Annotated in this window: 29 protein-coding genes and 1 pseudogene; 16 read left to right on the top strand and 14 right to left on the bottom strand. The window is 60.0% G+C overall.

The features are described 5' to 3' along the window. The first annotated feature begins 81 nt into the window (after positions 1-81). Positions 82-585, top strand: coding sequence for a transcriptional regulator NrdR (nrdR, locus tag ACFRJ9_RS15560; RefSeq protein WP_377669651.1), 504 nt, complete (start codon positions 82-84; stop codon positions 583-585). A 63-nt stretch (positions 586-648) separates the two neighbouring features. Here nrdR and ACFRJ9_RS15555 read toward each other — a convergent pair whose 3' ends face one another. The 3 genes from ACFRJ9_RS15555 to map form a co-directional block, all read right to left on the bottom strand. Then, positions 649-1416, bottom strand: coding sequence for an SDR family oxidoreductase (locus ACFRJ9_RS15555; RefSeq protein WP_377669649.1), 768 nt, complete (start codon positions 1414-1416; stop codon positions 649-651). Between the two features lie 4 nt (positions 1417-1420). Beyond that, on the bottom strand, positions 1421-2224 hold the full coding sequence (gene ppgK, locus ACFRJ9_RS15550) for a polyphosphate--glucose phosphotransferase (protein ID WP_377669907.1): 804 nt from the start codon (positions 2222-2224) through the stop codon (positions 1421-1423). Between the two features lie 71 nt (positions 2225-2295). Continuing rightward, positions 2296-3174 carry a type I methionyl aminopeptidase gene (gene map / locus ACFRJ9_RS15545; RefSeq protein WP_377669646.1) on the bottom strand — a complete coding sequence of 293 codons (879 nt, stop codon included), beginning with the start codon at positions 3172-3174 and terminating at the stop codon, positions 2296-2298. A 109-nt stretch (positions 3175-3283) separates the two neighbouring features. Here map and ACFRJ9_RS15540 point away from each other — a divergent pair, with 109 nt between their 5' ends. After that, positions 3284-3448, top strand: coding sequence for an SPOR domain-containing protein (locus ACFRJ9_RS15540; RefSeq protein WP_377669643.1), 165 nt, complete (start codon positions 3284-3286; stop codon positions 3446-3448). On the opposite strand, the gene panB is transcribed toward ACFRJ9_RS15540, so the two are convergent. Then, positions 3445-4350 (bottom strand): 3-methyl-2-oxobutanoate hydroxymethyltransferase, encoded by a 906-nt coding sequence (gene panB, locus ACFRJ9_RS15535; RefSeq protein WP_377669641.1) that lies wholly within the window; start codon positions 4348-4350, stop codon positions 3445-3447. The genes ACFRJ9_RS15540 and panB overlap by 4 nt on opposite strands. A gap of 190 nt (positions 4351-4540) precedes the next feature. On the opposite strand from panB, the gene ACFRJ9_RS15530 reads away from it, so the two are divergent. Both ACFRJ9_RS15530 and ACFRJ9_RS15525 read left to right on the top strand, forming a co-directional pair. Next, positions 4541-5881 (top strand): glutamine synthetase family protein, encoded by a 1341-nt coding sequence (locus ACFRJ9_RS15530; RefSeq protein ID WP_377669639.1) that lies wholly within the window; start codon positions 4541-4543, stop codon positions 5879-5881. Positions 5882-5890: 9 nt separating this feature from the next. Then, the gene (locus ACFRJ9_RS15525) at positions 5891-8902 is read left to right on the top strand and encodes a bifunctional [glutamine synthetase] adenylyltransferase/[glutamine synthetase]-adenylyl-L-tyrosine phosphorylase (protein ID WP_377669637.1); all 3012 of its coding nucleotides are present in this window, start codon (positions 5891-5893) and stop codon (positions 8900-8902) included. Here the strand turns inward: ACFRJ9_RS15525 and ACFRJ9_RS15520 are convergent. Beyond that, the gene (locus ACFRJ9_RS15520; RefSeq protein WP_377669634.1) at positions 8899-10377 is read right to left on the bottom strand and encodes an arylsulfatase; all 1479 of its coding nucleotides are present in this window, start codon (positions 10375-10377) and stop codon (positions 8899-8901) included. The two genes, ACFRJ9_RS15525 and ACFRJ9_RS15520, sit on opposite strands and share 4 nt — an antisense overlap. A 61-nt stretch (positions 10378-10438) precedes the next feature. Between ACFRJ9_RS15520 and ACFRJ9_RS15515 the strand changes: the two genes are divergently transcribed. From ACFRJ9_RS15515 to ACFRJ9_RS15500, 4 genes are all read left to right on the top strand, one after another. Then, positions 10439-11032 carry a GNAT family N-acetyltransferase gene (locus tag ACFRJ9_RS15515; RefSeq protein WP_377669631.1) on the top strand — a complete coding sequence of 198 codons (594 nt, stop codon included), beginning with the start codon at positions 10439-10441 and terminating at the stop codon, positions 11030-11032. A gap of 48 nt (positions 11033-11080) precedes the next feature. Beyond that, on the top strand, positions 11081-11281 hold the full coding sequence (locus ACFRJ9_RS15510; RefSeq protein ID WP_377669629.1) for an AsnC family protein: 201 nt from the start codon (positions 11081-11083) through the stop codon (positions 11279-11281). Positions 11282-11343: 62 nt separating this feature from the next. Next, entirely contained in the window at positions 11344-11571 is a 228-nt protein-coding gene (locus ACFRJ9_RS15505) for a hypothetical protein (protein ID WP_377669627.1), read from the top strand. Between the two features lie 714 nt (positions 11572-12285). Beyond that, entirely contained in the window at positions 12286-13557 is a 1272-nt protein-coding gene (locus ACFRJ9_RS15500) for a hypothetical protein (protein WP_377669625.1), read from the top strand. Here ACFRJ9_RS15500 and ACFRJ9_RS15495 read toward each other — a convergent pair. Then, the gene (locus tag ACFRJ9_RS15495; RefSeq protein ID WP_377669623.1) at positions 13554-13691 is read right to left on the bottom strand and encodes a hypothetical protein; all 138 of its coding nucleotides are present in this window, start codon (positions 13689-13691) and stop codon (positions 13554-13556) included. The genes ACFRJ9_RS15500 and ACFRJ9_RS15495 overlap by 4 nt on opposite strands. A gap of 31 nt (positions 13692-13722) precedes the next feature. Next, positions 13723-14421 carry a hypothetical protein gene (locus ACFRJ9_RS15490; protein ID WP_377669620.1) on the bottom strand — a complete coding sequence of 233 codons (699 nt, stop codon included), beginning with the start codon at positions 14419-14421 and terminating at the stop codon, positions 13723-13725. Between the two features lie 181 nt (positions 14422-14602). On the opposite strand from ACFRJ9_RS15490, the gene ACFRJ9_RS15485 reads away from it, so the two are divergent. Genes ACFRJ9_RS15485 through ACFRJ9_RS15475 form a run of 3 tightly spaced genes read left to right on the top strand, consistent with a single transcriptional unit; the run spans position 14603 to position 16248 of the window. Then, a complete protein-coding gene (locus tag ACFRJ9_RS15485) occupies positions 14603-15127 on the top strand; it encodes a hypothetical protein (RefSeq protein ID WP_377669618.1) in 525 nt (174 codons plus the stop codon). Between the two features lie 39 nt (positions 15128-15166). Beyond that, positions 15167-15424, top strand: a complete 258-nt coding sequence (locus tag ACFRJ9_RS15480; RefSeq protein ID WP_377669616.1) for a helix-turn-helix transcriptional regulator — start codon at positions 15167-15169, stop codon at positions 15422-15424. Next, a complete protein-coding gene (locus ACFRJ9_RS15475; RefSeq protein WP_377669614.1) occupies positions 15421-16248 on the top strand; it encodes a hypothetical protein in 828 nt (275 codons plus the stop codon). The genes ACFRJ9_RS15480 and ACFRJ9_RS15475 overlap by 4 nt, the downstream gene beginning before the upstream one ends. A 119-nt stretch (positions 16249-16367) precedes the next feature. Here ACFRJ9_RS15475 and ACFRJ9_RS15470 read toward each other — a convergent pair whose 3' ends face one another. After that, the gene (locus ACFRJ9_RS15470; protein WP_377669923.1) at positions 16368-16934 is read right to left on the bottom strand and encodes a hypothetical protein; all 567 of its coding nucleotides are present in this window, start codon (positions 16932-16934) and stop codon (positions 16368-16370) included. 96 nt (positions 16935-17030) lie between these two features. Then, positions 17031-17207, bottom strand: a pseudogene (locus ACFRJ9_RS15465) (HNH endonuclease); the annotation flags it as partial. 118 nt (positions 17208-17325) lie between these two features. On the opposite strand from ACFRJ9_RS15465, the gene ACFRJ9_RS15460 reads away from it, so the two are divergent. The 3 genes from ACFRJ9_RS15460 to ACFRJ9_RS15450 all read left to right on the top strand — a co-directional run bounded on the left by ACFRJ9_RS15460 (position 17326) and on the right by ACFRJ9_RS15450 (position 19179). Continuing rightward, a complete protein-coding gene (locus ACFRJ9_RS15460) occupies positions 17326-17787 on the top strand; it encodes a hypothetical protein (protein ID WP_377669612.1) in 462 nt (153 codons plus the stop codon). Between the two features lie 131 nt (positions 17788-17918). Beyond that, positions 17919-18725, top strand: a complete 807-nt coding sequence (locus ACFRJ9_RS15455) for a hypothetical protein (protein WP_377669610.1) — start codon at positions 17919-17921, stop codon at positions 18723-18725. Between the two features lie 232 nt (positions 18726-18957). Further along, positions 18958-19179 carry a hypothetical protein gene (locus ACFRJ9_RS15450; RefSeq protein ID WP_377669608.1) on the top strand — a complete coding sequence of 74 codons (222 nt, stop codon included), beginning with the start codon at positions 18958-18960 and terminating at the stop codon, positions 19177-19179. Positions 19180-19892: 713 nt separating this feature from the next. On the opposite strand, the gene ACFRJ9_RS15445 is transcribed toward ACFRJ9_RS15450, so the two are convergent. From ACFRJ9_RS15445 to ACFRJ9_RS15435, 3 genes are all read right to left on the bottom strand, one after another. Further along, positions 19893-20303 (bottom strand): hypothetical protein, encoded by a 411-nt coding sequence (locus ACFRJ9_RS15445; RefSeq protein WP_377669606.1) that lies wholly within the window; start codon positions 20301-20303, stop codon positions 19893-19895. 90 nt (positions 20304-20393) lie between these two features. Next, on the bottom strand, positions 20394-20600 hold the full coding sequence (locus ACFRJ9_RS15440) for a hypothetical protein (RefSeq protein ID WP_377669603.1): 207 nt from the start codon (positions 20598-20600) through the stop codon (positions 20394-20396). 688 nt (positions 20601-21288) lie between these two features. Beyond that, positions 21289-22470, bottom strand: coding sequence for a hypothetical protein (locus tag ACFRJ9_RS15435; protein WP_377669601.1), 1182 nt, complete (start codon positions 22468-22470; stop codon positions 21289-21291). Between the two features lie 900 nt (positions 22471-23370). Here ACFRJ9_RS15435 and ACFRJ9_RS15430 point away from each other — a divergent pair. Next, on the top strand, positions 23371-23520 hold the full coding sequence (locus ACFRJ9_RS15430) for a hypothetical protein (protein ID WP_377669905.1): 150 nt from the start codon (positions 23371-23373) through the stop codon (positions 23518-23520). Positions 23521-23641: 121 nt separating this feature from the next. Here ACFRJ9_RS15430 and glnA read toward each other — a convergent pair whose 3' ends face one another. Then, positions 23642-25066, bottom strand: a complete 1425-nt coding sequence (gene glnA / locus ACFRJ9_RS15425; RefSeq protein ID WP_377669599.1) for a type I glutamate--ammonia ligase — start codon at positions 25064-25066, stop codon at positions 23642-23644. Between the two features lie 319 nt (positions 25067-25385). On the opposite strand from glnA, the gene ACFRJ9_RS15420 reads away from it, so the two are divergent. Beyond that, the gene (locus ACFRJ9_RS15420) at positions 25386-25823 is read left to right on the top strand and encodes an RDD family protein (RefSeq protein ID WP_377669597.1); all 438 of its coding nucleotides are present in this window, start codon (positions 25386-25388) and stop codon (positions 25821-25823) included. 90 nt (positions 25824-25913) lie between these two features. On the opposite strand, the gene ACFRJ9_RS15415 is transcribed toward ACFRJ9_RS15420, so the two are convergent. Further along, positions 25914-26675 carry a DUF4191 domain-containing protein gene (locus ACFRJ9_RS15415; protein ID WP_377669594.1) on the bottom strand — a complete coding sequence of 254 codons (762 nt, stop codon included), beginning with the start codon at positions 26673-26675 and terminating at the stop codon, positions 25914-25916. Positions 26676-26814: the final 139 nt, after the last annotated feature.

Here is a 26814-nt window from a genome sequence, read left to right as displayed (position 1 = left end):
GAAGTCAATCTTCCGGCACCTTTGCGTATCCGGCGTCTCGCCCGTGCGGTCCCGTGCCGGAGCTGTCAGGGGAGGCCCAGCGTGTATTGTCCGTTCTGCCGGAATCCTGACTCGCGCGTCGTCGACAGCCGAATGGCTGATGACGGCTCCTCGATTCGGCGTCGTCGCCAGTGCCCTGAATGTGGTCGCCGCTTCACTACCGTGGAAACCACGAGCCTGTCTGTCATCAAGCGCTCCGGAGTAGGCGAGCCCTTCAGCCGGATCAAAGTCATCAGTGGCGTCCGCAAGGCATGCCAGGGCCGTCCTGTCACCGAAGACGACCTCGCGATGCTTGCCCAGGAAGTCGAAGAAAACATCCGCTCATCGGGGGCAGCGGAAATCGACGCCCACGAGGTCGGACTGGCCATTCTCGGCCCCTTGCGGAAACTGGACGAGGTTGCCTACCTGCGCTTCGCCAGCGTCTACCAGGCCTTCGAATCCCTGGAAGATTTCGAATCTGCCATTTCGCTGCTCCGTCATGAGGCCGAGGCACATGCGAAGGCGGGCTCCAAAGAGGCCACGGGCTCCGAAAAGAGCCAACTCTAGCTCCGGTGGCGGCAGCGGAGGGGAAGCCGCAGCCGCCACCGGCACCACACGCGGACGGTGCCGCTATCGACCGCCGGAAACCGGCAAGACGGCACCCGTGATGTAACCTGCGTTGTCAGACATCAGCCAGAGTGCCGCGGCGGCAATCTCTTCCGGTTCAGCACCCCGACCCATGGGAATGGTCGGATTTAGCCGTTCGACGCGATCAGGCATTCCGGCCGCAGCATGGAGGCCGGTATTGGTGCTGCCGGGCGCTACTGCGTTGACCCGGATTCCCTGCTTGGCCACTTCGGCCGCCAAACCCACCGTCAGCACATCAACGGCGCCTTTCGTGGCGGCATAGTGCACCCAGGTTCCGGGCGAGCCGGCCTTGGTGGCCGTGGAGGAGATATTGATGATGGAACCACCGTTGCCGCCACGGTCGGTCGAGAGCCTCCGGACCGCTTCCTGGCACATGAAAATCATGCCCGCCACATTGACGTCCACTACTCTTTGCACGGTCTCCGCCGGTACGTCCGTCAGCGTCCCTATTTGGTCGCCGGTGATGGCAGCATTGTTGATCACGGCGGTAAGGGGTCCCCATTCCGCGGCTTCGTCAAACAAACGCACGACGTCGGCGGGTCGGCTGATGTCCGCCTGCACGGCCCGTGCCGTGCCGCCTGAGTCGTTGATGTCACTGACCACTCTGCGGGCGCCATCCGCATCCGCGGAATAGTTGACGACAACGCCGTACCCGGCGCGTGCGGCAGCGCGTGCAACTGCCGCTCCGATCCCGCGACTCGCGCCGCTGACGATCGCTATGCCGGATACAGCGCTGTTGTTCCCGGTCATGGGACTACTTGGCCAGCTTGTGATGCAGTGCGACCTCGAGTGCTGCACCGACGATGCCGGCGTCGTTCTTCAACTCGGCGGTCACGATCTTGGTGCGCAGCTCAAGGTGCGGGAAGTATTCAGCGGATCGCTTGGAGATACCGCCTCCAACGATGAAGAGCTCGGGTGAGAACAGGAATTCGACATGCTGGAGGTAGCGGTTGAGGAGGACACCGTACTCGTCCCAGCTCAGGCCGTCGCGTTCGCGAGCCACCGCAGATGCCTTGGTCTCGGCGTCGAAGCCGTCCACCTCGAGGTGGCCGAGCTCGGCATTGGGAACAAGCTGACCATTGAAGATGAAAGCGGATCCGATGCCGGTTCCAAGCGTAATCACCAGGACAGTTCCGTCCACGCCTTCGCCCGCTCCGTAACGCGCTTCCGCGAGTCCGGCGGCGTCGGCATCGTTGATCACCTCGACAGGGCGGCCCAGACGCTTGGTGAATGCTGTGTCGATGTCGGCACCAAGCCAGGATTTGTCCACGTTGGCCGCAGAGTTCACCACACCGTGCTGGATAATGCCCGGGAAGGTTACGCCTACCGGCGAGGACGCAGCGGGTGCGTCCGGACGGCTGGACAACTCTTCGACGATCTGGGCGACGACTTCGGCAACGGCCTCGGGAGTCGCGGGCTGGGGAGTGGGGACCCGGAAGCGCTCACCGATAAGTTTGCCCTTCTTCAGGTCGACGATGCCGCCCTTGATGCCGGTGCCGCCGATGTCGATACCGATCAGCGGCGCGTGCTTGTGGGTCTTCTCATCCTTCTTGGACAATGCATTTCCGATCATGGCAGGAGGGGTGGGCATGGCGCAGCCGCGCAGGCTGCGTGGACCTTCCGCGGGGTTCAGGGAAGGGTAAGGATTTCCGCGCCGGTCTCGGTGACCAGCAGGGTGTGCTCGAATTGGGCCGTGCGTTTGTGGTCCTTGGTGACAACAGTCCAGTCGTCGGCCCACATATCCCATTCGATGGTGCCGAGGGTGAGCATGGGTTCGATGGTGAAGACCATGCCTGTCTCGATCACGGTGTTATACGCCGGGGCTGCGTCGTAATGCGGAATGATGAGGCCCGTATGGAAGGCCTCACCGACACCGTGCCCAGTGAAATCCCGTACTACGCCATAGCCGAAGCGTTTGGCGTAAGACTGGATGGCACGGCCGATTACGTTGATTTCGCGGCCGGGGGCCACTGCCTTGATGGCCCGGTTGAGCGACTCCTGCGTACGCTCAACCAGCAAACGGGATTCTTCATCCACGTCGCCAACAAGGAAAGTGAAATTCGTGTCCCCGTGCACGCCGCCAATGAAGGCGGTGATGTCGATGTTCAGGATGTCGCCGTCCTGGACCACGGTGGAATCAGGGATTCCGTGGCAAATGACTTCATTGAGGGAGGAGCACAGGGACTTCGGAAAGCCGCGGTATCCAAGGGTGGAGGGGTAGGCGTTGTGGTCCAGGAGGAACTCGTGGCCAATCCTGTCCAGCTGGTCCGTGGTGACTCCGGGCACGGCGTGCTTTCCCACCTCAACGATCGCCTGGGCCGCAATTTTGCCCGCGATCCGGATCTTCTCAATGGTCTCTGCCGACTTCACTTCGGAACCCGTGAACTTCGCGGGCGCCTTCTTGCCCACGTACTCAGGCCGGGGGATCGACGCCGGGACGGGCCGTTCAGGGCTGAGGGTTCCCGGTGTGAGTGTGCCGATGGGTGCAGTCGAAGCTAGAGAAGGCATAGATTGATCATATAAGGCACACAAGAGACGTAAGTAACAAAGGGCGGCCGGGGTTCGGATACCGGCGCCAACGTTACGCGTCCAACAGCCAACGGATCGAGGAGGAGACGTGACGGAGTACTGGTACAACGTCAAGACGCACGAGATCGAAGAGGACGCCATGTCCGATTGGACTCAGCTCATTGGCCCTTATAAGACCAGGGAAGAAGCCGAGCACGCCTTGGAAAAGGTCAAGGCGCGCAATGAGGCCTGGGACGTCCAGGACGACGACTAGAAGGAGTGCTCCGGTCCGGGGAACTGCCCGGACCGGACGTCCTCGCCGTAGGCGGCTGCGGCGTCGCTGAGGGTGGTGCGCAGGTCTGCGTACTGCTTGACGAACTTCGCCATCTTGCCGCCGCGTAGTCCGGCCATGTCCTGCCATACCAATACCTGGCCAGTGGTGGACTTGCCGGCACCGATGCCGACAGTGGGGACCCGCAACGCGGCGTCGATGGCGGCCGCAGCTTCCGCAGGAACCATTTCCATCAGGACGCTGAAGGCGCCGGCGTCCTGTAGGGCCACGGCGTCGTCGATCAGGCGCTGTGCGTCGTCACCGCGGCCTTGTACGCGGTATCCACCCAGGGAGTGCTCGCTCTGCGGAGTGAAGCCAATGTGGGCCATGACGGGAATGCCGGCCTGGACCATCGCTTTGACCGTCTCGGCGTAGTAAGCCGAACCCTCGATCTTGACGGCGTGCGCGAGTCCTTCTTTGAGGAATCGCACGCCCGTGGCGACAGCTTGCTCAGCAGAAACCTCGTAGCTGCCAAAGGGGAGGTCCGCAATGATCAGTGCACGCTTGGCCGACCTGCTCACGGCTCGGCAAAGAGGCAAGAGCTCGTCCACTGTGACGGGGAGGCTGGTCTCGTTGCCGAACACGTTGTTGGAAGCGGAGTCGCCCACCAGGAGGACTTCGATTCCGGCTTGGTCGAAGATCTCGGCGGTGTACTGCTCATAGGCAGTGAGCATGGCGAAGTGCTCGCCTGTGTCCTTGGCCTGCTGGAGGTGGTGGATCCGAACCCTGCTGACCGGCTTCCTGCCGGCAACGGACGGCGCCTGTGCCGCGGCTGCTGGGCCGGTGCCATATGGTGCGGGAACTTCGGCGGGCGTGGTGGACTCAGGAAGGATGCTCGGGGCCATGGATAGAGCCTAAGCCGTGTTGAAGGGACCAGCCACCAGTGTGCTCAGGGTCACCCAATGTAAACGCTGTGTTACGCGCAGCTACTGCTGCGGCATTAGCACTCAACTCTTAGTAGAGTGAAGGCTGAGCTGTCGTGGCTTCACTCCAGTGGAATCAGCAGCATGGACACCGAACCGGAAAAGAGGCCCTATGGACCGCCAGCAAGAGTTCGTTCTGCGGACGATCGAAGAGCGTGACGTGCGCTTCGTACGCTTGTGGTTCACCGACGTCGTGGGTTCGCTCAAATCCGTTGCCCTGGCGCCGGCAGAGGTTGAAGGCGCCTTTGAGGAAGGCCTGGGCTTCGACGGTTCGGCCATTGAAGGCCTGGCGCGCGTGTTCGAATCCGACATGCTGGCGCAGCCGGACCCTTCCACGTTCCAGATCTTGCCGTGGCGGGGCGAGACCGAGCAGACGTCGAGGATGTTCTGCGACGTCCTGACTCCTGACGGTGAGCCCTCCGCTGCGGACCCGCGCAACGTCTTGAAGAGGACCCTTGCCAAGGCCGCGGACATGGGCTTCACCTGCTACACCCATCCCGAGATCGAGTTCTACCTGTTGAAGTCCAAGGAGCTTGGCCCTAACGGCGCGCCAGTTCCCGTGGACGAAGGCGGCTATTTCGACCACGTGCCGGGAGGAGTGGCGCAGGACTTCCGTCGCACAGCGGTCACCATGCTCGAGTCGGTAGGCATCTCGGTCGAATTCAGCCACCATGAAGGTGGTCCGGGCCAGAACGAGATCGACCTCCGCTACGCGGACGCCTTGCAGACCGCGGACAACATCATGACGTTCCGCACGGTCATCAAGGAAGTTGCACTGCAGCAGGGCACATACGCCACTTTCATGCCCAAACCGTTCACGGACCACCCCGGTTCCGGTATGCACACGCACTTCTCGCTGTTCGAGGGGGACACCAATGCGTTCTTCGAGGCCGGAGCAGAGTTCCAGCTGTCCAAGACCGCACGCCAGTTCATAGCGGGAATCCTGAAGCACGCTCCGGAATTCACGGCCGTCACCAATCAGTTCGTCAATTCCTACAAGCGCCTCTGGGGTGGCGGCGAGGCACCGAGCTACTTGAGCTGGGGCCACAACAACCGCTCCGCACTGGTTCGCGTTCCGTTGTACAAGCCCGGCAAGGGCCAGTCCGCACGTATTGAGTACCGCGGCATTGATTCCGCCACGAACCCCTACCTGGCTTACGCGGTCCTGCTTGGCGCCGGCCTGAAGGGCATCGAGGAAGGCTATGAGCTGCCCGCTGCTGCTGAAGACGACGTTTGGTCGCTGACCACCGCCGAGCGTCGGGCCATGGGGCACGCCCCACTGCCGGCAAGCCTTCACGATGCCATCCGTGCCATGGAGGAATCCGAGCTTGTGGCTCAGATCCTGGGCGAGCAGGTATTCGAGCACTTCCTCCGCAACAAGCGTGCTGAATGGCAGGACTATCGCCTCCAGGTCACTCCGTACGAGCTGCAGCGCAACCTCGGCATTCTGTAGGCAGGGCCAATGAGCCTCGCGCGACGGCTCATTGCAGCCGGATTCAGCGACCTGGAAAAGGGTGAACGGTTCCTGGCCGCCCCGGAACTTCAGGGGATTGATGGTGATGCCCTGTTCGCCGGGCTTTCACTTGCCGCCAGCCCGGACACTGCTCTTCAGTCGTTGGTACGGCTCATTGAGAAGAACCCCGGACTGAAGGACCTGGCTGGAGCCGATCCGGACACCAGCGAACCCATGTATCGCCTGCTCGGGGCATCGGAGGCCCTGGGGGAATTCCTCATTCGCCGCCCCGAGCACTTGGACGTTTTCTCGGTCCGGGTCAGCCCCGAACCGCTCTCTGCCTCAAGCGAGGAACTCCGGGCACTGCTTCTTCGCTCCGTGAAAGCCGAGCCAGGTGCCCAGCGGCCCGTGGCTGGGATAACGGGTCTGCCGGCCTACGCGGCTTTGAGGTCCGCCTACCGGCGCGGCTTGTCCGAGCTGGCCATCAAGGATCTCTGTGCGGCGTCGCCGCAGGACTTCATGCCGGCGGTCGGCGCCGAATTGGCTGATCTCGCCGGTGCCGCCATCGAAGCTGCGTTGGCCGTGTCCCGGGCGGAAGCGGCGGGCAACTTCGCAGCGGCGGAGATTGCCGACGTCGGACTTGCCGTTATCGGCATGGGCAAATGCGGCGCCCGTGAGCTGAACTACATCTCCGACGTCGACGTCATTTATGTCATCGAAGCCGGGGAACTGGATGACGCCCGCGCTTCCACCATCGGGACGGCGCTGGCGTCGGGTATTTCCCGTGCGATCTCCTCTTCTGCGCCCGAGCCAGGACTGTGGGAAGTCGATGCCAACCTTCGGCCGGAGGGCAAGTCCGGGCCTCTGGTCCGCACGTTGCCCTCGCACCTGAGCTACTACGCGAGGTGGGCTGAAAGCTGGGAGTTCCAGGCACTCCTGAAGGCGCGCACTATTGCAGGAGACCGGGAGCTGGGCCAGCGCTATGAGAAGGCCGTAGAACCGCTGGTGTGGGCATCAGCCGGCAGGGAAGGCTTTGTGGAGTCTGTCCAGGCGATGCGCCGCAGAGTCACGGACTACATTCCCGCCGCCGAAGAACAACGCCAGATCAAGCTGGGGCGTGGCGGACTGCGCGACGTCGAATTCACCGTGCAGCTGCTGCAATTGGTCCACGGCAAATCGGACGAGTCGTTGCGGTGCCGGGACACCACGTCTGCCATCGCCGCACTGTCCGCCGGCGGGTACATCGGCCGGACTGACGCAGCGGCCTTTGACAATGCGTACCGCTACCTTCGGTTGTTGGAACACCGCATCCAGCTGTTCCAGCTGCGGCGAACGCACCTGATGCCTGTCGCTGAAGACGCCCAGCGCTTCCTTGCGAAGGCAGTCCTGGGTCCGTTCTCGTTGGAGCGGCCCCATCCGGACCAATTGATGGCCACCTGGCAGAAGACCAAGAGGGCAGTGCGTGAACTGCACGAACGGATCTTCTACCGGCCGCTGCTCAACACCGCTGCCAAACTCAGCAGCGAAGACGCGAAGCTCAGCCCGGAGGCCGCCCAAGGTCGCCTTGCCGCTCTGGGATACCTGGATCCGCAGGGTGCCATGCGGCACATTGAAGCTCTGACCGCGGGCGTGAGCCGCCGCGCAGCCTTGCAGCGCCAGCTTCTTCCCATTTTACTGGGGTGGCTTGCCGAGGGAGTGGATCCCGACGCCGGCTTACTCGCCTTCCGGCGCGTCAGCGAGGCACTCGGGACCACACACTGGTACCTCGGGCTGCTCCGGGACTCCCAGGCCGCTGCCGAGCGCCTGTGCCAGGTGCTCGCCAACTCCAGGCTGATCTCGGATCTGCTGGAGGTCTCTCCGGAGTCCGTGGTTTGGCTGGGCAATGACAAGGAATTGGCTCCCGTCCGGTTTGAAGCCCAATGGCAGGAAATCCAGTCCAAACTGTCCCGCCATCCGGACCCTGAAAGTGCCATGCGGCTGATTCGGTTGATCCGGCGGCGGGAAATCCTGAGGATTGCGATTGCTGACAGCTCCGGCCTGCTGGACCAGGACGCCGTGGGCCTTGCCTTGGCCGAGACGGACCGTGCAGCGGTTCTTGGAGCCCTGCATGTTGCGGAGTCAGTGGTGGCCGCCTCAGGGCCCTTGACCACGGACGTGCTGGTGGTGGCGATGGGCCGCCAAGGCGGCCGCGAGATCGGTTATGGATCGGACGCCGACGTCATTTACGTGCACCGGGCCAGGCCAGGCTTCAGCGATGCTGAGGCGCAGGAACAGGCGACGGCGATTGTCGCCAAGGTCTCCAGCTTCCTCACCCAGCCCCTCAAGCCGGCGATCATGGCCGAGCGCGTTCTCATGGTCGACGCCGATCTGAGGCCCGAGGGCAAGAACGGCGCCATGGTGCGGTCCTTGGATTCATATGCCGAGTACTATCGCCGCTGGTCCCTGATTTGGGAGGCGCAGGCGCTGCTGCGTGCACGGCCCATGGCCGGCTCGGACGAGCTCGCGGCCGACTTCCTTCGGGTCATTGATCCCATCCGGTACCCGGAGGACCTGGCGGAGCAGGATGTCAGGGAGATCCGCCGTGTCAAGGCACGCGTCGAGTCCGAACGGTTGCCCCGCGGAGCTGATCCGGCGAGGCACGTCAAGCTTGGACGGGGCGGCCTCAGCGACGTCGAATGGCTTGTCCAGCTGATCCAGCTGGAGCATGCCGGGAAGCACCCTGAGCTGCGGACCAGTTCAACCCTCGAAGCACTCGCTGCCGCGGAGAAGCTGGGCCTCATTAACACGAACGACGCCGCGCTGTTGCGTCAGGCGTGGCGGCTCGCCAGCCGAATCCGTTCCGCGAATGTCATTGTCACCGGACGTGCCTCTGACCTGCTGCCGTCGTCGCGGCGGGACCTGGAGGCTGTTGCCCGTTGGTGTGGCTACGCGCCAGGACACGCGGGCCAGTTCGAAGAGGACTATCTCCGCCTCAGTCGCCGTGCCAGGGGAGTCTTCGAAAAGGATTTCTACGGCACCTAGCCGCGAGAGGCAGCCCTTTCCCGTGCATGGCCGAGCATGGCGACAACCGGCGCACCGGGGGCAAGCTTGCCGTCCACCACGAAGCCTTCTTCGCGGTTGCTCAGCGCTTCAACCATCCGCCGACGCCATGACTCCAATTCATCGTGGTGCGCGGCGTCTTCGGCGAGGTTATTGCACTCCTGCGGGTCGTCGTCGAGGTTGAACAATTCCTCGACCCCTTTCCCGGAACCCCAGATGTACTTGAAGTGGCCGTCGGTCAGCCAGTGCAGGTTCTGGCCCCAGTACACGTGCTCGCCGTGCAAGACGTCGCGGACTGCCTCCATGCTGCGGCCCCGAACAATCTCCGCCAATGATTCTCCGTCCACGGAATCGGGGATCGGCAGCCCGGCGAGGTCCAGCAGGGTGGGCATCAGGTCCCTGAGTTCCACGACATGGTCCACCACAGTTCCCCTTGCTGCCTCCTCGGCTGACGGGGCGTTGGCGATGATGAACGGGACGCGCGCTGAACCCTCGTAGGGGACGGCCTTGCGGAACATGTGGTGGTCGCCCATCATTTCGCCGTGATCGCTGGTGAAGGCGATGACCGTGTTTTCGTAGAGACCGAAGTCCACCAGGGATTCTTTGATCCTGTTGATCTGGAGATCGATCTGGGCCATAAGGCCGTAGTACCCCGCCCTCGCCCTGTGGACAACATGATCGGGCACCCTGCCGTAGCTTGCCTGGTAGTCGCCGTCCTGCCGGTGGTCGTCCCAATGGTGTTCCCAGTTGCCCTCCACGGCTTCATAGGAAGGAATGTTGAGGTACTGCTCGAAAGCCCACGACGGCGGATCGTACGGCGGGTGCGGGCGGTGAAAGGACAGGTAGAGAAAGAATGGCTTCACGGGGTCGCGGCGGTGCATCCATTCAATGGCCTGGGTGCCGATCCAGTGTGTGGGGTGCACGTTCTCAGGCTTGTCCCAGGGACGGGCGACGATCGAGTTGCAGTTGACGCCGTGATCGAAGTACTCAGCTTCCGGGCCCATCCCGGGTTGCCTGCGAAGCCACGGTACGTAGTCGTCAAACATGGGGAAGTGCTGCCGGTGTTCCCGGCGCGCATGGTGGAGGTATCCGTCGTGGAGGATCACGTCATCGAAGCCGAGCCGCGACCGTTCGGGCCACACGTGCATCTTTCCGATGGCCTGCGTGTGGTAGCCGCCCTTTCTGAACTCGTCCTGTACGGTCACTGGGTGGACCGCATGGAAGGGAACGCCGTCGTTGTAGCCGACGCGTCCGTGCCGCTCCTGAGACTGGCCGGTGAACAATGCGGCCCGGGCAGGCACGCACGACGGCGTGGCGGAATAGCCCTTGGAGAACCGGACCCCGCCTCTGGCCAGTTCGTCGAGGTGGGGCGTCTCCACGTAAGGGTGACCGTCGGAGGACAGGCAGTCTCCTCTCCACTCATCGACGCAGATCAGGATGACGTTTGGTTGGTCCATCAGGTTGATCCCCTTTACGTAAGAAACTGTTGGAACAACCCTAATCGGAGGGACCGCCGAAATGCTCGAAAACGACGCAAATGAACTCTTTACAAGCTCAAATAATCACTATGAACCGAGTGATACATGGCTGATCCCGCTCAAATCGCTCGATGACGACGCCCGTGCGATACACCTGGGCGCAGTGGCTGAGCTCTCTGTTGCGCCAAGCCAGCGCCGCTTTGTAGGCGACCCTTTGCGGATGATGTTGGTTGGCCTCGAGGAGGAGTCACGGTTGCCTTACGTCATTGAGGCCGGGGGAGCGGCTGTAGGGGTTCTGACACTGCAGTCCGGAGCGGCATGTCTCGCGGGTTGGCCCGACGACGACTCTGCGTGGCTGCTTCGGGGTTTCCTCATCGATTCGGGAAGCCAGGGGCGTGGTTTTGGTACAAGGGCCGCCTTCGCCGCTGCTGAAGAGGCGCGCCGGCTGACGGTCAGGCTGGGAGGCGGCCAGGGCGGCGTCGTACTTTCTGTCAACGAAGGCAATCCGGCGGGGCTTGCCGCCTATGGCAAGGCCGGATTTGTGGATTCGGGAGAATATCTGGGCGGGAGCTCCGGGCCCCAGAGGGTGATGTTCAAGGCTTTTCCGGTCGAGACTGCCGTCAATCTGCGTTGACGTCGCGCGCCGGTGTCAACTATTGTTGGCGACATGGAGGTGGACCGCATGAAGACACTTGTGGGATCAATGGACGGCATGGGCCCGGCGGAGGCGCTGTACGCCGTGGCGGAGTTGCAAAAGGAAGTTGGCAGGACCGAGGCTTCGCTGGTGCGGGCCGCACGTCAGTCCGGCTTGTCGTGGGAAGCGATCGCCCTGTGCCTGGGAGTCACGAAGCAAGCCGCGCACAAGAAGTACGGAAAGCAATAGGGAAAGATTTGCGTGTCGGTAGGGGCTGTTCCTCCGGGCGGGCTGTCCCTTAGGATTCTCCCGTGACCGTCATGGTGGATTCTGAGGGTGTTGCCTTCTCGGACGCGAGTTGTTTCCGGTGTGAGCAGGCCGGGCCGCATTGGTCCTCGCGGCATGGCCGCGGTGACACCTTTGCGTGCCGGAGGTGTTTCGCCACGTTCGCCGACCAAGGCACCTCGGTGGCGGCGGATGCCGCGCAGGCGCATTCTGCCGCTGGTGTCGAGGGGCATCGGTTCTTCGAATCCAAGTAGTCGCCAACGGCTTGCAGCGAAAAAACGAGTACACACTACTCGTGCCCGCGGGGTACCGAGGCGGGCAACATACTTGGTATGACAGCCTATGTGATTGAACCAGCGGCACTCGTCCACCGCTGCCAGTGCTGCGGTGAAGAAACCAGCCGGGTATTTTGCGAGGGGTGTTCGGCTCCGGAACAAGCCGGCCAGATACCCACAACCAAGCACTGACCGCGGCCCGGCTTACGCCAGATACGTAAGAAGGCCAGCCGCGGTTCGGTGAACCGGGGCTGGCCTTCTTTTCAAGCATGTGGCTGCGGCCTGTGGGTCGGCTAGTGCCGGCCCGGCCGCGGGCGGATGCTAGACGCCGTAGTAGAGCTCGAACTAAACAATGGTGATTGTGGATGGTTGCATGCCGTTGTCTTCCCCGTGTTGGAGGGGTTTTTGTGGTTGGTGACGGTAGTGGAGATTTGCCCTCTTGCGGCCCTTTTGCGGACTAGCCGCGGACTCTTTGGTCACAGCTCGGGGTCGCTACCCTTGTCTGCCGAAAGCTCCAGACACGCCGAAGGGTCCGTGCCACCACAGCGCGGACCCTTCAAAGCATTTCCATCAAACCACCACGTCTGATCTGCATTTACATTCACACATCTGCACACTCGCGCAAGTGGCTCTGCAAAAATGTGCAGTCATTCTCGACCAGCGGAGACAAGAGGGTGGGGGATAGTCACGTGCGTGTCACCCAAAGAACCCAAACTCACCAAACTACAGGCTGACGTTCTCAAGTGGGCCTATGATGGCTGCCCGGACGGTGTTTCGTGGACCGCCAACCGTGAGCGCATCGCTGCAAGGTCTCTCGAATCCCGAGGATTCTTGGAGGTGGAAGGAAAGGGAGCCACGTGGCGCGCGACCATAACCGAGGCTGGGCGCGAGTGGATGGTCTCAAAAGTCCTTCCGTATCTGCGCCTGATTGGAGAGGCGGCCGACCTTTGGTCGAGAGTTGAGACAGCGGGCGGAGCAATCCTGGTCAGCAAGCGGATTGACTCCGGCGACTATAGGCCTCTCGTTGACCGAGCCAAGTCCCTCCCGACCCGAGAGCGCGGCAGGCATCTGATCTGTAAACAACTGGGTTCGTATCGCAGCCCGATTATGGCTGTTGTCGCCACTACCTACTGGGATGAACTCGTGTGGGACGCGGAGGCTCAGTTGCCTCTCGTGCCTCTTCCCGCCGTTTCACGAGTGACAGACCCCGGCGTGCTTGGATACATGGCAAACAAGGACTGGCACTACGTTTCGTCCGCCTCATTAAGACGGGCGGCGCTAATCCTTCAGCAGATTCGCCTGGAAGCCCACCGTAGGGGTTGGGAGACGAACATGCACGGGGATGCTGGGCCGGACGCCGGCGACCTTGGAGAAGGCACGCATTTACGAGTAAATCCGCCACATACGAACATCACGGTTCAGGTTTCGGAAATCGCCGGCACCGGGTCCGAGCGACAACCGTATCCTACAAGGCGCGACCCCCAGACACCTGCGTGGATCCGCAGCCGCCAGAATACCTTCGTTCCAACTGGCCGCCTTGAAATTCGCTGGGACCGAACGACAACCGATGAGGCTGGATTGCCGCGGATGTTTAGGCGCGCCGAAGTGGAATCAACATTTGCCTTAGAGCGACAGTCCGAAAACGAGCGTCTGTCTAACCTGGTGCAAGATCACATGCCGGAAATCCGAGATTTGGTCGGTCGCTCCATTATCGGACGAAGGCACCTCGATGAGTTTGAGAATCGGCTGGTTGTGTGGAAGGAGGTTACTGACCGGCGGGAGTTCTTGACGCGCTTACAGGAGGCTGGAACAGGGCTGGATGGAGTCGAAATGGAGGCCCATGCGTCTTGGATGTCTTCGGTCGAAAAACATGTTGCCTCGCTAGAGGCAGAAGTGTTCGCACCGGCTCCGTCGCCAGATGCATCAATCGATGAGGTCTACGCGTACATAGGGTTGAGTAGCTAATCCTTACTTGCTGAGAGGTACTCCGGATCCGGCTCCAGGTCCTCATACGGGGAGCGTGCAACAACGGCGCTGCGGTCCTCCGCGTTGAGTTCCGCCATCATCTTCTGGAAACCCTCGGGGTCAAACTTCGCCATGCATGGGACTGTATCTGGAGGGGCAGACGCTCTATGCGCAACTTGCCTTCGAATCGGCGGGCAAGCCGAGCTTGAGCCGAATTTTCTGGGATGCCACATGGGCCGGATAAGGCTGGGACGGATCGTTCCACGCATTCCAGGAAGCAATAATTCCCTCGCGGGTCTCGATGGCAGACAGGGTTTCTGCCTGGCTCATTTCGGCGTACAGCCCTTCGATAAAGTCGCTAACGTCTTTCTCAACTGCTGCGGGCCAAGCCGCAGGCGGGGCGGACATCTGTTGAATAACGCTCCTAAGGGAGTCCCTATAGAGTCCCGCATCCCGTTTGGCAGCAACGATGTCTACGGGGTTGGCTTGCATTGTGGCATTTAGAGTCGTCCCCGCCTCGTTCATTGGGCAAACGGCAGCGAGATAGGCGACGCCGGCAGCTTCGGGGAGTATCAGTGTGGGCATCGGCGTCGGTGCTGGTGTGGTGAAAGCCTCTCCTGCGGGAGCGCTGGTAGCCGCACTTACATCTGCAGCACCCGAACATGCGCTGAGGCTCAGGACCAGCAAGGCAAGTCCGATGTGACGTACCTTCAAAGCTGGCTCCAAGTCTGTAAATATCCAACTCACTCCTTCTGAAGTCTGGCGCACCGGCACGAGGAAGTCCATAAGAGCATTGTCGGCGCCAATTTCGCACGAACTCCTGTTCCGCTGTCGTTTACCCGAGCCTAAAATGTGGTCAGGCATATCTAACGTCTGACCACAGGAGTTGGCTATGAGGCGAGCTATCGGCGTTCTTGTCTTAGCGGTATTGCTGGGTGCCACGTCTTGCTCACCCCCAGCGTCCAATGACCGGCCTGCACCACCTCAAGCCACTCAGGCGTCGACGAAAGGCGCAGCGTCTACGCCGACGCCAACGAGGACTGGAATGCCGGCCGGAGCCTACGATGCGGTGGCGAAAACTGGGGGCACCATCCGGTTCACGTTGCCCACGCCGGCGAGTGACCCGGCTGTGGCAGATATCGAGGCGTTCCGGAAGAAAACCGGAGCGGCGCCCGTGAGCTACATAGTGGCTGACGTCGATAATCGGAACGGGACCACGCCCATCAATATGTATAGGGTGAGTGCCTACGATGCTGACGGTAAGGAGTACTCATTCGCTTGGGCTGAGACGGTATTCGGTGAGTGGGGCCCAAGCTTCGGATCTGATTACGTCTACCATATGCGCGATGGTTCCACGGTTGATGAAGCGACGGGGAACGCGTTGTACAACGAGGGGGTGCGTCTCAATAACGCCGTTGACATTGTTGCATCGCCAGCTCAACGCGCCAACCTAATCCTCATTTCGAAGTCCACGGATCTCCCGAAGGAGTTCACGCGAGTGGCGGTTAACCCGAGCGGCATGGGTAACCCCGTTGAGGCCCTTCCCAGCGGGGCAGGCGGGCACGACTAGCGACACGAAAGTGTGGCGAACGTTGTTAGTCTTCTTGGCATGCCTAAAGACGATAAACCGAGCCCGCGTTTCCTGACCGTTGAGCAGGTGGCGGAAGAGTTGGCGACCAGCGAGGTTCAGATCCGCGCGATGCTCAAGACGGGCCAGCCTAAGGGCATCCAAATCGGGGGCCGCAACGTCTGGCGGATCGGCCGCCAAGACCTTGAAGACTTTATCCAGGACGCATACCGACAAGTCTCCGAACGAATCGCCGCGGGCAGCATGGACGAGGACGACATGTCAGGTACTCGCCAATGAACGGCAATTCAGAAGTGCTGGTCAGCTCAATTTCTGGCACTGCTCCTGAAACCACCGAAGCACTGTGGCTCGGAGTGTTCCTTGCCGAGATCAAGAGGCAGGCGGAACTCGGAAGCCGATACGTCAAACGTGCATGGACCAGAGCCATGTCTGGCGAAGTGAAGAGCAACGACAACATAGTCTGGGGTGACCTGCAAGCAGCCCTATTCTCCGCCATAGTGATCCAAAGGATCCTCAAGCCAGGGCCAGTGCGGGGAACTCCTAAAGAGACGCATGCAGAACGAAAAAGACAGGCAGAACACCGGGGAAACCGGCTTCGAGAGCTGCTTTCGATCGAGGAAAACTCGCCCCTATTTTTCAGCAAAGATGTGAGAGACGCCTGCGAACACTTCGATGAAAAGATGGATGCAGTGGTTCTCGATGGAACTGCATCGATTATTGACTGGCACATCAGCCTGGATGGGCGGATTCCTCAATCCTTACCTCATGACACCCCCGGACAACCAAGAGCGACTGACCTGCGGGCCTTCTTTCCTAGGGGAGGAGTCCTGCGGTTCTCGGCCAAGTACCAACTAGACCTTTTTGCGTTAGATATTGCCTTCCTCAGGCTCCTCGAGGAAGATCTTCCCGCAGGCGAGGCTGCTCTCCAGGAACTCAAAAGTGGTCCCATGACATACGGTGCCGCACAATATGTGCGCTTCATGCCGGAACAGACTGAAGACGCCCGAATCGAGCATTGGCTCCTTCTGCGGGAAAAAGCAGGAATGCCAGTACCGAGCGCCTTAGTTGCGCGACCTCGTGATTATCCGCCACGTCCTGTCTAACGTTGAGGGGACAGATAGGAGAGACCCGGACCGACAACTCGGGTGTACGTCAGCCCATTAGAAGCCCAGCTTCATGTAGGGATCCTCGGAGACGCGGAAGGGACCGTCTTTCAAGTTATTTATCTGCGAGCGAAGAATCCTGGATGAGCCAACCGGTTCCAAGCGTTTAGCGACTCCTTAAGGCGATCGCCATCACCGGCCGAGACGACAATCCCGCCACCGTCGTACGGCATCCACCCAACCGAGCCTGTTTTGGTGTTCACTTCTATTCCCATTCCGACAAGACCGAGGCTGCTCATTTTCGACGGAACGTCGGCGTTCTCTATGTCTAAGCCTCGCGGCGTGATTCCTATTCGAGCGCCCTCGCGCCACATCTCGCCTCGCAGCGAGATCGGCTCAGTTCTCGCGTCGACTTCAAGCGCGATTCTGCGAGCCGCGGACCACAGTTTCAAGCGGCCATGGTCTGCAGTTAAGTCCCAAGCCCTTGAGTCGCCGGAAACCCACTCGTTGTCTTCTATCATGGCAAGGGAAGCGCCGTCTCGGTCTTCGAAACTGGCGCTGAGAGTGAGCTCGCCGTCAGGGCCTATGCCAATTCGGACGAGATCTTGGCCGTCCACTCGAATGAAATTGCGGTCGCCGACGAGGAGAAGACTTCCCAGCGCGACTGCGGCGTAGCCCTGGTTCATATGGAGTGTCCCACTTGCGTATCCGCGCTGAAGGTTGCGCGGGTTGGTCTTCGCTCTACGTTGCTCCCTGACAGACATGAATCCCTTCGTGACCTGGTCATGGCAATTAGGGCAAAGTGTCATCATGTCTTCTGGTCGAAAGTGATTGTCTTCGTGCCAGGGAACAATGTGGTGGTACTGAATGACAGGGAATCCGCAAGCGCAACAGCCAAACCCCGACTCGCGGCGAAGCTGCCGTTTCACATTTGAAGGGGTCGAAGGGCGTTTAGTCATTCAGGAAGACTACCCCTAGACCGCCGCCTCAAGGTCATATTTGTCATCCACCGTCAGTCTGTTGGAGCTGGCCCGTGTCACAGCGGAGGTCCAGTCCAAGGCAATGCATAATTTCTCCATGAGTGAACATCAGGTTGTCTATCAGGCCGTAGTAGCCCGTAGATTGCAGTGGGACTCACTGCTCTGGCAGGTGCCCACATTGTCCCTGACCGCACAAGCCTTTCTTTTCACTATTGCACTAGGTCCTGACTCCAGCCGGATGGCGCGAACCTTGGCTGCGGTGCTTTCGATAGTTATCTCGTGCTTGTCGGTGACCCTGATGGCAAGGCATAGACAAGCCGAATTGTCGGACGCGGCGTGGTTGGAACGCTTTGAGGGCGGCTTGCCGGAAGAGATGCGCGTACACGGGAAGAACTTCATAAACAGGCGTGCTGTGGTTCACCCGAGAGACCGCATGTTTGTCCCGCTCGTTCCTGGCTACAAGACCTGGACCATCGGGCTCTTGCTATTCGCGCTGGTGGCGATGTTCGCTATCCTCCTGACGTGGCTAGATCCAAGTCCACTCTCAGGCACTCAGTGACCATATCGCAACGTCAATTCTTGAGCTCGATGATAGTCGTTCTCTCAAGTGCTACAACTAGCCAGTCGTATTCGCGTATGGGGTGATAGGTGCCGGTAGGAAAAATAACTGAGTGCGTCTTTTGTAATGGCATGCCACTTAGCTTTGAACATGTTATTCCCAAGTGGATCTCCAAGCTTCCTTTGATCAGAAGTCAACTCGAAATCAATGAGTCACAACTAGGAAACCCGCATTACCTGTCCAAGTATGAGTTGGACGGATCGGGATCTGTTGTGGGTGTGGATTTCGTAGAGCGAGGGCGTTCGTTTCCCATGAACGCCATTGAGGTCCGGGTTGTCTGTAGCGAGTGCAACGAGGGCTGGATGTCAACATTGGAGTCATCGGTGAGTCCGTACTTGGCGCCCCTGATAGCCGGAGCCGTAGTGGAACTTTCTCAAGCGGACTTCACAACTTTGGCAAAGTGGGCCGTCAAAACGGCCATGATGTTCGAATTCAACGACCGTTCCACCATCTCGTTTACTGATGCTCAGCGCCACGATTTCTATGAGACTCGAAGCATTCCACCTGGCGTGATAGTTCACGCTGCATTTTTTGGGGACGATAACAAGCTTCGCCTCTTCCATACAGGGATGAGGTGGGCTGAACGTGATGCTGCGCAGAATGGAACGCTGGGTGCCACAGCCATTGTCTTGGGACATGTGGCCTTTCTCGTCTGGAATGCAAGCCATGAGGACATGTTGGGCGTGGTAGCTTCCCGCGCCCGTGGTCGAGAAGAGTTGTGGTCAGAGTTGTGGCCCGATGCGCCCCCTGGACCTTGGGATCGTATTGTCTGGGCTCCACGAGAAGGAGTTGGTCACCTTGACATTGACCTTGGGGCGGGTATGTTGGCGAACCATTCCGAAACAGACAAGGATGAGATGCGCCGCACCGACTACTAGGCAACGCAGAAAAGCCCCCTCCCTCGCAGGAGAGTGGGGGGCTTACTATCGATTCGATGCCGCCAAAACTATCCAACGGGTTGCCCCGCTTCTCCTTGCCGCGTCAGCAGTCGTTCGCCACCCGGTGAGATCTCGTCAGCGCCAAGTTCCGAGCAAAAACAGGCACAGGCTGGGGCAGACTGAGAATTGTTAGACGCAAATAGCGAAACAAAAGGGAACAAGGATGCCAAATATGGAGATTTTCAACGGTCCGAAGATGGTAGATCGGCGTTTCAGGGTACCGGCCACTGGTGAGACCGGTCTGGCCCTCAGCGGAAGCCACGGTGGCACCAGCATTGGCCGCAAGGTGACTATTGGTGATGATCTGAACGTGAGTGTCATTGACGTCTGCCTGGATGAAGCTGGCGAAGTCCGGACCTATCGCCAGGCGTTCTTGGAAGAGGTTGCCGAGTGACTTCACCCGAGACCATCCCGGGCGCATGCCCAAGGTGTGGTGGAGACGTCCGCTTACGTCCGGTGATTGATGGAACCTCGCTGAGCGGAAAAGCGGTAAGGAGTGGCGTTGCGATAAGGCATGTATGAGCTGATCGGCAAGATAGAAACGAAAATGGCCCTGAACCTCCGTGCCGCGGAGGTTCAGGGCCACGCTCGTTCAAGCAATCGGCTACGAAGCTCACGACACTGCGCTTGAAGCGAGTGGAGCTGGTCGCTTAGTGGCGATGGAGAGTCTCTTGACTGTGACGAAGAAAGAATGGGTCCGGGAACCGACGCCTCTGGTTTGCCGGCCCATTCTTTGCTATCTCAGGCGGCGATGTTTCCGAAGGCCTTCCATGTTCCAGGTGTCCCCCCCTGTCACGCAGATCCAGCCGACTGTTCCGGCAGCGACGACGTTAGTGTTGTACCCCTTGTCGCCTACGCCAAACGTCCCAGCAGTCGGCGCAGCCGTCCCGTAAGACTCGGCCGGGTCCAACTGTTTCCACGCTCGCGCTGCGCGTACCAGAGCCCACCAAAAGGTGTGTAGCGGCGCTTGACTTGTTATTCTCGAATGACACGTTGCCACCACTGGCGTAGAAGCCGCGGTTCAATCCGCCAACGGTGTCAACCTCCACACATTCCACCAGCAATTCAGTTGTGCTTGTGTTCGAGAAGACCCCGTAGTCGGTGGCGTTAGAGATCCGCCCCGCCTCGATGACAACCTTCTTCGGGTTCGTGATGACGTTGATGCCGGAGAGAGCCGTCTTGTTGATCGTGAAGCCGTTGATCACGTGGGTGTCGCCACCGCTCAGACGCATACCCACCCCACTGAGCGGCAGCAGCCTTGGACTTGCCAGGCTTGTTGTCGGCGTCAGATTCTTCGCCCTTGACCGGTTTCGGCTTCGTGACGACTTTGGGACCCGTGGTGGACTTGAGCAGGTAGGGCTTGTCCTTGGCGATCTCATCGAGGCGGGCCTTGATAGCTTTCGCGTCAGGACCGTCGTCGGTAATTTCAACCGTGGAAATGTCCCCGAAGAGCGCGATGGCGTCCTGCGGGTCGGAGAAGCCGAGAGTTGCGGCGGTTGCCCGGATGTCGGCGTTCACGATTCGTGTCGTGAACTTGCCGGTGACCTCCTGGGCGCCTTCGGCTCGTGCAGCGTCGATTGCTTTCTGCTGCTCGGTCTTGCTGGACTCCTAGTACTTGTCGTACTCGGCTGCTTTCGACTTGAGGTCGTCGTAGTCGCCGTACTTCTTGTCGTGCCGGGACAGACGGTCCTGAATGATCCGGTCGAGATCGGCCTGCGATGCGGGAGGAGTGTAATTGCTCTCTCCGCCAGCGCCTTCCGCGCCTGCACCACTATCTTCAGCCGTCGCTGCACCTTCTGGGGCTGCTCCAGTCATGGGTTCCTCCGTAAATCCGTCGATATACCGGCAAATGAGCAGTTGCCGTCACTGCGTCCCCGCTATTCGGGTGGGGTTTGTAGTTGCGCGCCAACGGCGCGCATAGTGTCATCCGTTTTGCCTGAATCTGAGCCGGGATGGACTGATCACCGTTCTTCCGAGCGAAATCAGCGGTTTCGAGGGCGTCTGACTTCGACCAGCCCGGAATCATCGCGAAAAGCATCTCCAGAGGCGCGTTCAGCGTCCGGAGCTTCACCATGGAGTCGCTGATCTGCGCCAGCGACCGTGTTGAGGTGTCCTGCCAGTGCATCTGCGCCCAAGAGTCTTGCGCTGCATCCTCATAGCCGAGGATGATTCGCTGCGCTTGGGTCCGTGATCTTACGTAACGGCTCACTTGGGCGGGACGTTGATGGCCTCGTGCAGCCGGTAGGATTCGTCGGCTAGGAACTCGGTCTGGGGTTCGAGTGCGTCATGTTATTCGTTTGCGTGATGGACGCAGAAGAACAGTTCCCCATCGGGGCAACGGCCGGTGGATAGTAGCGCGTACATGCGGAACGCCTGCGCTGAACACCTATCGCAGCGAAATGACGAGTCCAGCATGTTGGTGATGACAACTTGGCACACGATAATCCCAGTTCGCGGGCATGAAAAAGGCCCTGATTTCTCGGGGCCTTTTCCGGTGTTCTTGCTACTTTTTCTGCCATTTTGGAGTAATCGACTTCAGTATGAACTTCTCTCGGGCGTCGCTGCTGGCGGCCACAAAGCTCGTTTCAACTGTTAGCTCTACGTGGTAGTCCGTGGCGTGTCCAACCACACTGTTCTCTACTGCCTCAGCAGCTGCGGGAGAAATTTGTCCGGCGTAGGTCGTTAGGTCCGCGAGATCGATTAGCTCAAAACGCGAAGTGGTGAGGTTCAGCCCCACAAGAGAGGCGCGTGGGATGCTGCGCTTAGAAATCTGGGGTTCCACCTGGTCCATGATTCGGATCGCGTCTGCAATCTCGTCCAGGCCCAGATGACGGCGGTCTACCCTTGCACCTGAAGGGCGGAGTGTTGTGATAGGCGACTGAGCTTCCGCTAGTGACCCGAGTAGGTCACGAAAGCGGCTTCGGACCCGTCCGCGATAGGCACCAAGCGCTTCAATTAGCCTTGATTCGGAAGTCGCACTATCCACCAACTCTGTCAGGCGATCGAGACTGGCTTCCACCAATGGAGAATGTTCTATAAGCCGTTCGCGTTTGTTTGCGCCGATGAGGAGGACAAACGATGCCGCGCGAAGTCCGTAGACGGACATCTCTACTTCCTCGGAGATTGAGCGAGGCACAGCGCCACGCTCGGTAGCTGCTCCTCGTTCTTCCTGCGCTAGCGCAGTAAGGAGGTCTTGTACATCTTCACTGACCTTTCCAAGTGAGCGAAGGGGGAACTCTGTGACGTTCGTGGTTGCCGCCTCAAACTCCAGAGCTACGACGCTTCGGAGTCCAGCTCGGCTATCTGAAATGAGCTCGACTTCATTGAAGGCTGTTGCCGTTTCGACTTTTCGCCGGAGCTTGGCGCCTTGCAAAGGGATCCACCAACTGGGGATGTCAGCAACATCCGTGTACTGGAAGGTGTCACTCGGTACTTCTGGCGCAAAGTCTGTCTCGACTATCCAGACGTGTGGGGCGAGGCCCATCGTGAAGATGTCCGAAAGTTGGATCCCGCCTGACTCAGCGAGTAGTAGATGCTCTGGAGACAAAGGAACATACATAAACGTGACGGTGTCTGCGACTTCGTCCTCCTCCACACAGAAAACGAGGTAGCTTCGGTCCGCGGCTCCGGCAGATCTTGCGCTGAAGAGTCGTGGAAAGTCATGCGTGAAATGCACGTAGTCCACTTCCAATGTCCCCAGGGGACCGCTGGTCGGTGGAATCATGACGCACCTAGTTCTTGTTTAGGAATAATCACTATGCACGGTGGGTGACTATCAAGTGGGGTCGCCCAGAAGTCGTGATGACCATCTCCGACTTCGCTAGGGGTTTCAAGCAGCCGGCCCATGCCAGTTGAAAGGACCACTTCAGAAATGCTCTTACTTCTCGCCCAAGGCAACGCCAGACGGGCGGTTAGCAGCACGTCTACGTTGTCAAAGACAGAGTGCGCATAGGCTGAGCAGTCATCCATCTCCTGGAATGCTTTGCTCTTCTTATTAGTGACTGGGAGGCGCCAATTTACCGCTGGCGGTTCGCTGCCAAGCTGTGAATCACCGGTCGTGAGCCGATAGTAGGTTCCGGACGCTTCAAAATGACCAAGCGGCGGGCAATGGTCCGGGAGTGTCAGGCCGGTCATTGGATGTGACCAGTCGACTGAAAAGGGAGACTCCCTCGAAGTTTTTCCACTCTCTGCCCCACCTATCTGACGATAGGACAAAACTACATCAAAGGGAGCAGTCGATTAACCTGTGAAGCCCCGGAGCATTTGCTCGACGGGGCTTCACTTAGTTTTGGGCAGACCTGTGGTCTGTACCTTCAGTACCAGGCGTTGAACATAAAACAGAGGAATCCAAAAACCCAATCCCTATCCCACAGAACCTTTGCCTAGAGCTTTCAGTCAATCACGCGCGATGGGGGAGTGAGACGCTGGTAACGAACGAGTGGGGCCGTTCCATTTCGCCGCATCGGCTTGAACATTACTTCCGCGAGGCTCGCAGCTCGGTTGAAGGACTACCTGACGGATTCCGATTCCATGACTCAGGCATTACTTTGCATCGTTGCTGATCGCTCAAGGCCTTGATGTCAAAGTGGTTCAAAAGAGCATTCGGCACTCATCAGCAAAAACGACGCTGGACACTTACGGGCATACGTGGCCGGACAAGGAAGACACGGCTCGTGCTGCCGTTGCTAGCGTCCTTGCGGACCGTTTCCGTTCCCGCGCCGAGCAGGACGCATAGGAGACGCTCAGTTAACGAGAAAAGGCCGGCCCTAGGTAGTGAAACCTGGGACCGGCCTTTTCTGTGTCTTGATTCTTGCGGACTGCTCGCGGACTATGCCCGTTTCAGCCTCATGATCTTGCTAGACGCCGTAGTAGAGCTCGAACTCGTACGGGTTCGGGCGAAGCGACAACGGACGAATCTCATTCTCGTACTTGTAGTCGATCCAGGTGTCGATCAGGTCCTGGGTGAAGACGCCGCCAGCCTGCAGGAACTCGTTGTCCTCACGCAGTGCCTCGAGCGCCTCTTCCAGGGAACCCGGAGCCTTGGGGATGTCCTTGGCTTCCTCGGCAGGGAGCTCATAGAGGTCCTTGTCGATGGGTGCCGGTGGCTCGATGCGGTTGCGGATACCGTCGATGCCGGCCATCAGCTGGGCAGCGAACGCCAGGTACGGGTTGGAAGAGGGGTCCGGAGCGCGGAACTCGATGCGCTTGGCCTTCGGGTTGGTGCCCGTGATCGGGATGCGGATACCGGCGGAGCGGTTGCCCTGCGAGTAGACCATGTTGACGGGGGCTTCGAAGCCCTTGACCAGGCGGCGGTAGGAGTTGACCGTCGGGTTGGTGAAGGCGAGGACAGCCGAGGAGTGCTTCAGCAGGCCGCCGATGTACCAGCGGGCCATGTCCGAGAGGCCGGCGTAACCCTTCTCGTCGTAGAACAGCGGGTCGCCGTTGCTCCAGAGCGACTGGTGGCAGTGCATGCCCGAGCCGTTGTCACCGAAGACCGGCTTCGGCATGAACGTGACGGACTTGCCCCATGCGTCAGCAGTGTTCTTGATGACGTACTTGAACTTCTGGAGGTCATCAGCGGCTGCAGTCAGCGTGGTGAACTTGTAGTTGATCTCGGCCTGGCCGGCGGAGCCAACTTCATGGTGGGAGCGCTCTACCTCGAGGCCGGCCTTGTCCAGCTCGACGCACATGGCGTCGCGCAGGTCTGCCTGCTTGTCGGTGGGGGAAACGGGGAAGTAGCCGCCCTTGACCGGGGTCTTGTAACCGAGGTTGCCGCCCTCTTCCTTGCGGCCGGTGTTCCAGTGCGCTTCTTCGGAGTCGATCTTGTAGAAGCTGCCCTGCGGTGAGGACTCGTACTGGATGTTGTCGAAGACGAAGAACTCGGCTTCGGGAGCGAAGAACGCGGTGTCTGCGATGCCCGTGGAGGCCAGGTAGGCTTCAGCCTTCTCTGCTACGCCGCGGGGATCGCGGTGGTAGGGATCGCCGGTGCGGGGGTTCACGATGGAGAAGTTCAGCGCGAGCGTCTTCTCGATGCGGAACGTGTCGATGAATGCCGAGGTCACATCCGGGATGAGCTGCATGTCCGACTCAGCGATGCCCTGGAAGCCGCGGATGGAAGATCCGTCGAAGAGCTGGCCGTTGACGAAGAAGTCAAGGTCAACGCTCTTGGCCGGCACGTTGAAGTGCTGCTGGACACCAGGAAGGTCGGTGAAGCGGATATCGACGAATTTGACGTCTTCGTCTTTGATGAACTTGAGGACTTCGTCCGCAGTCTTGAACATCTATGCTCCTTATGCATATCAAGTAACAGGCCCGGAAGGCCGTTCGGTCCAGCCCAAGCCGAAGGTCAGGAGACGCAAAAAATCCCCTGGCTGCGGTGGCTGGCAACTCATACCACCATAGGGAGATGGGATTTCCCGGGGGTGTCAGTATTGTTTCCGGCAGGTTACAGAATCATCTGTTGTGTAAACGGTAGTCGGCTTTCCGCTATCAGGTCCACGTCAGTCCGCTGGACGAACACCCGGCCGCTGCATGGATGTTGCCGGGCAGAGGACGCTTTCGGCGTCATACACCCAGCATGGCAGCCGTTAGGCTTGGACTGTGGTTGATCGAAAAGACATTGGCTCCTGGCTGAGCGGACCCGACACTTCCGGAATCTCGAAATATCCCGGCGAAAGACTCGGCCTGCCCGAGGCCGGTCCCGGCTCCATGGCGCGCGCCGGACGCCGCATCCTGGGCATCGCTGTGGACTGGGCAATTGCGTTGGTGATCAGCAATTTTGCCTTTGGAGGAAACCAATGGGCTACCCTCACCGTTTTCGCGGTTGAACAGATCTTGTTGATCGGCACGCTCGGGTACAGCATTGGGCATAGGGTTGCGGGCATCCACGTGGTCCGGTTGGGCGGAGGCCCGGCAGGCCCCTTGGCTGCGGTGGTTCGAACGATCCTCTTGTGCCTGGTTATTCCTGCTGTCATCTTCGATCCAGACCAGCGTGGGCTGCATGACAAGGCCATGAACACCATCCTCATCAGGATGTAGTTAGCCGGCACTCCTCAACAACAGCTAACAAAGCGGCCCCCGACTCTGAACCAGAGTCGGGGGCCGCTTTTTTGTTATCAGTGCACAACGTCAGCGGCCGCGTGCAGCCTTGCGGTCCGGACGGGCCTTGTAGGGGTCGATGCCCTTGGGGATTGGCAGACGGTTACCGAGGGAGTTGATACGCTTGCTGACGGCATTGACCTCAACCTTGGTGAGCTCATTCTTCAACTTGCCCATGGTCTTGGCCAGCTTGTTCAGGGGCACCTGACCTTCACCGCGGCCCGATTCAAGGACGTGGATGGTGACGTTCGGCAGGATTCGGGCCAGGCGCTTGCGTTCTGCATCCACCAAGGGCTTCACCCGGTGCGTGGGGCCTTCGCTGACCAAAATGACGCCGGGACGGCCAATGGCCATGAACACGGCGTCCTGCGTGCGCGGGTTGACGGCAACGGGCTGGTCCTGTGTGACCCAGCCGCGGCGGAGAGTTCCCAACGCCGCACCCGAAGCGCCGGGCTGGTTCTCGATTTGCGCGAAGGCCGCCCGCTCAGCGCGGCGGGAAAGGATGAAGACTGCCGCGAGGAGCCCGAGGGGGATGCCGATGATCAGACCGGTAATCCAGTTGTCCAGGAGGAAGCCGACAAGGAAGGCAACTGCCACGACTGCCAGGAACGCCAGCAGCATGATCCAAACGACCTGGGGATCATTCCGCCGGGTCATTTTGAAGACTTCAGCGATCTGCTTCAGCTGGCTCGGCTTCTTGGCCTTGGCTTCCTTGGGCTTGCGCTGGAACAGCCCACGCTTGGGAGCGTCGGCCGAGGGGGTCGAATTGCTGGAATCAGAGGAGTTCGCCATAGTGCCTTAATTCTACGTGATGTACGTCGAATGACCGGACGCCGTTACGGACGGCATCCGGTCATTCTGTACAGCGTGATGGTGGTGCGGTGTGCAGGGCTTAGCCGTGGGCGGCCAGGATGGTGGAGGCTTCCTGGCG

This window comes from Paenarthrobacter sp. NPDC056912 (assembly GCF_042786555.1).
Taxonomy (GTDB): Bacteria; Actinomycetota; Actinomycetes; order Actinomycetales; family Micrococcaceae; genus Arthrobacter.
This window is presented reverse-complemented; position numbering and strand designations above follow the sequence as displayed.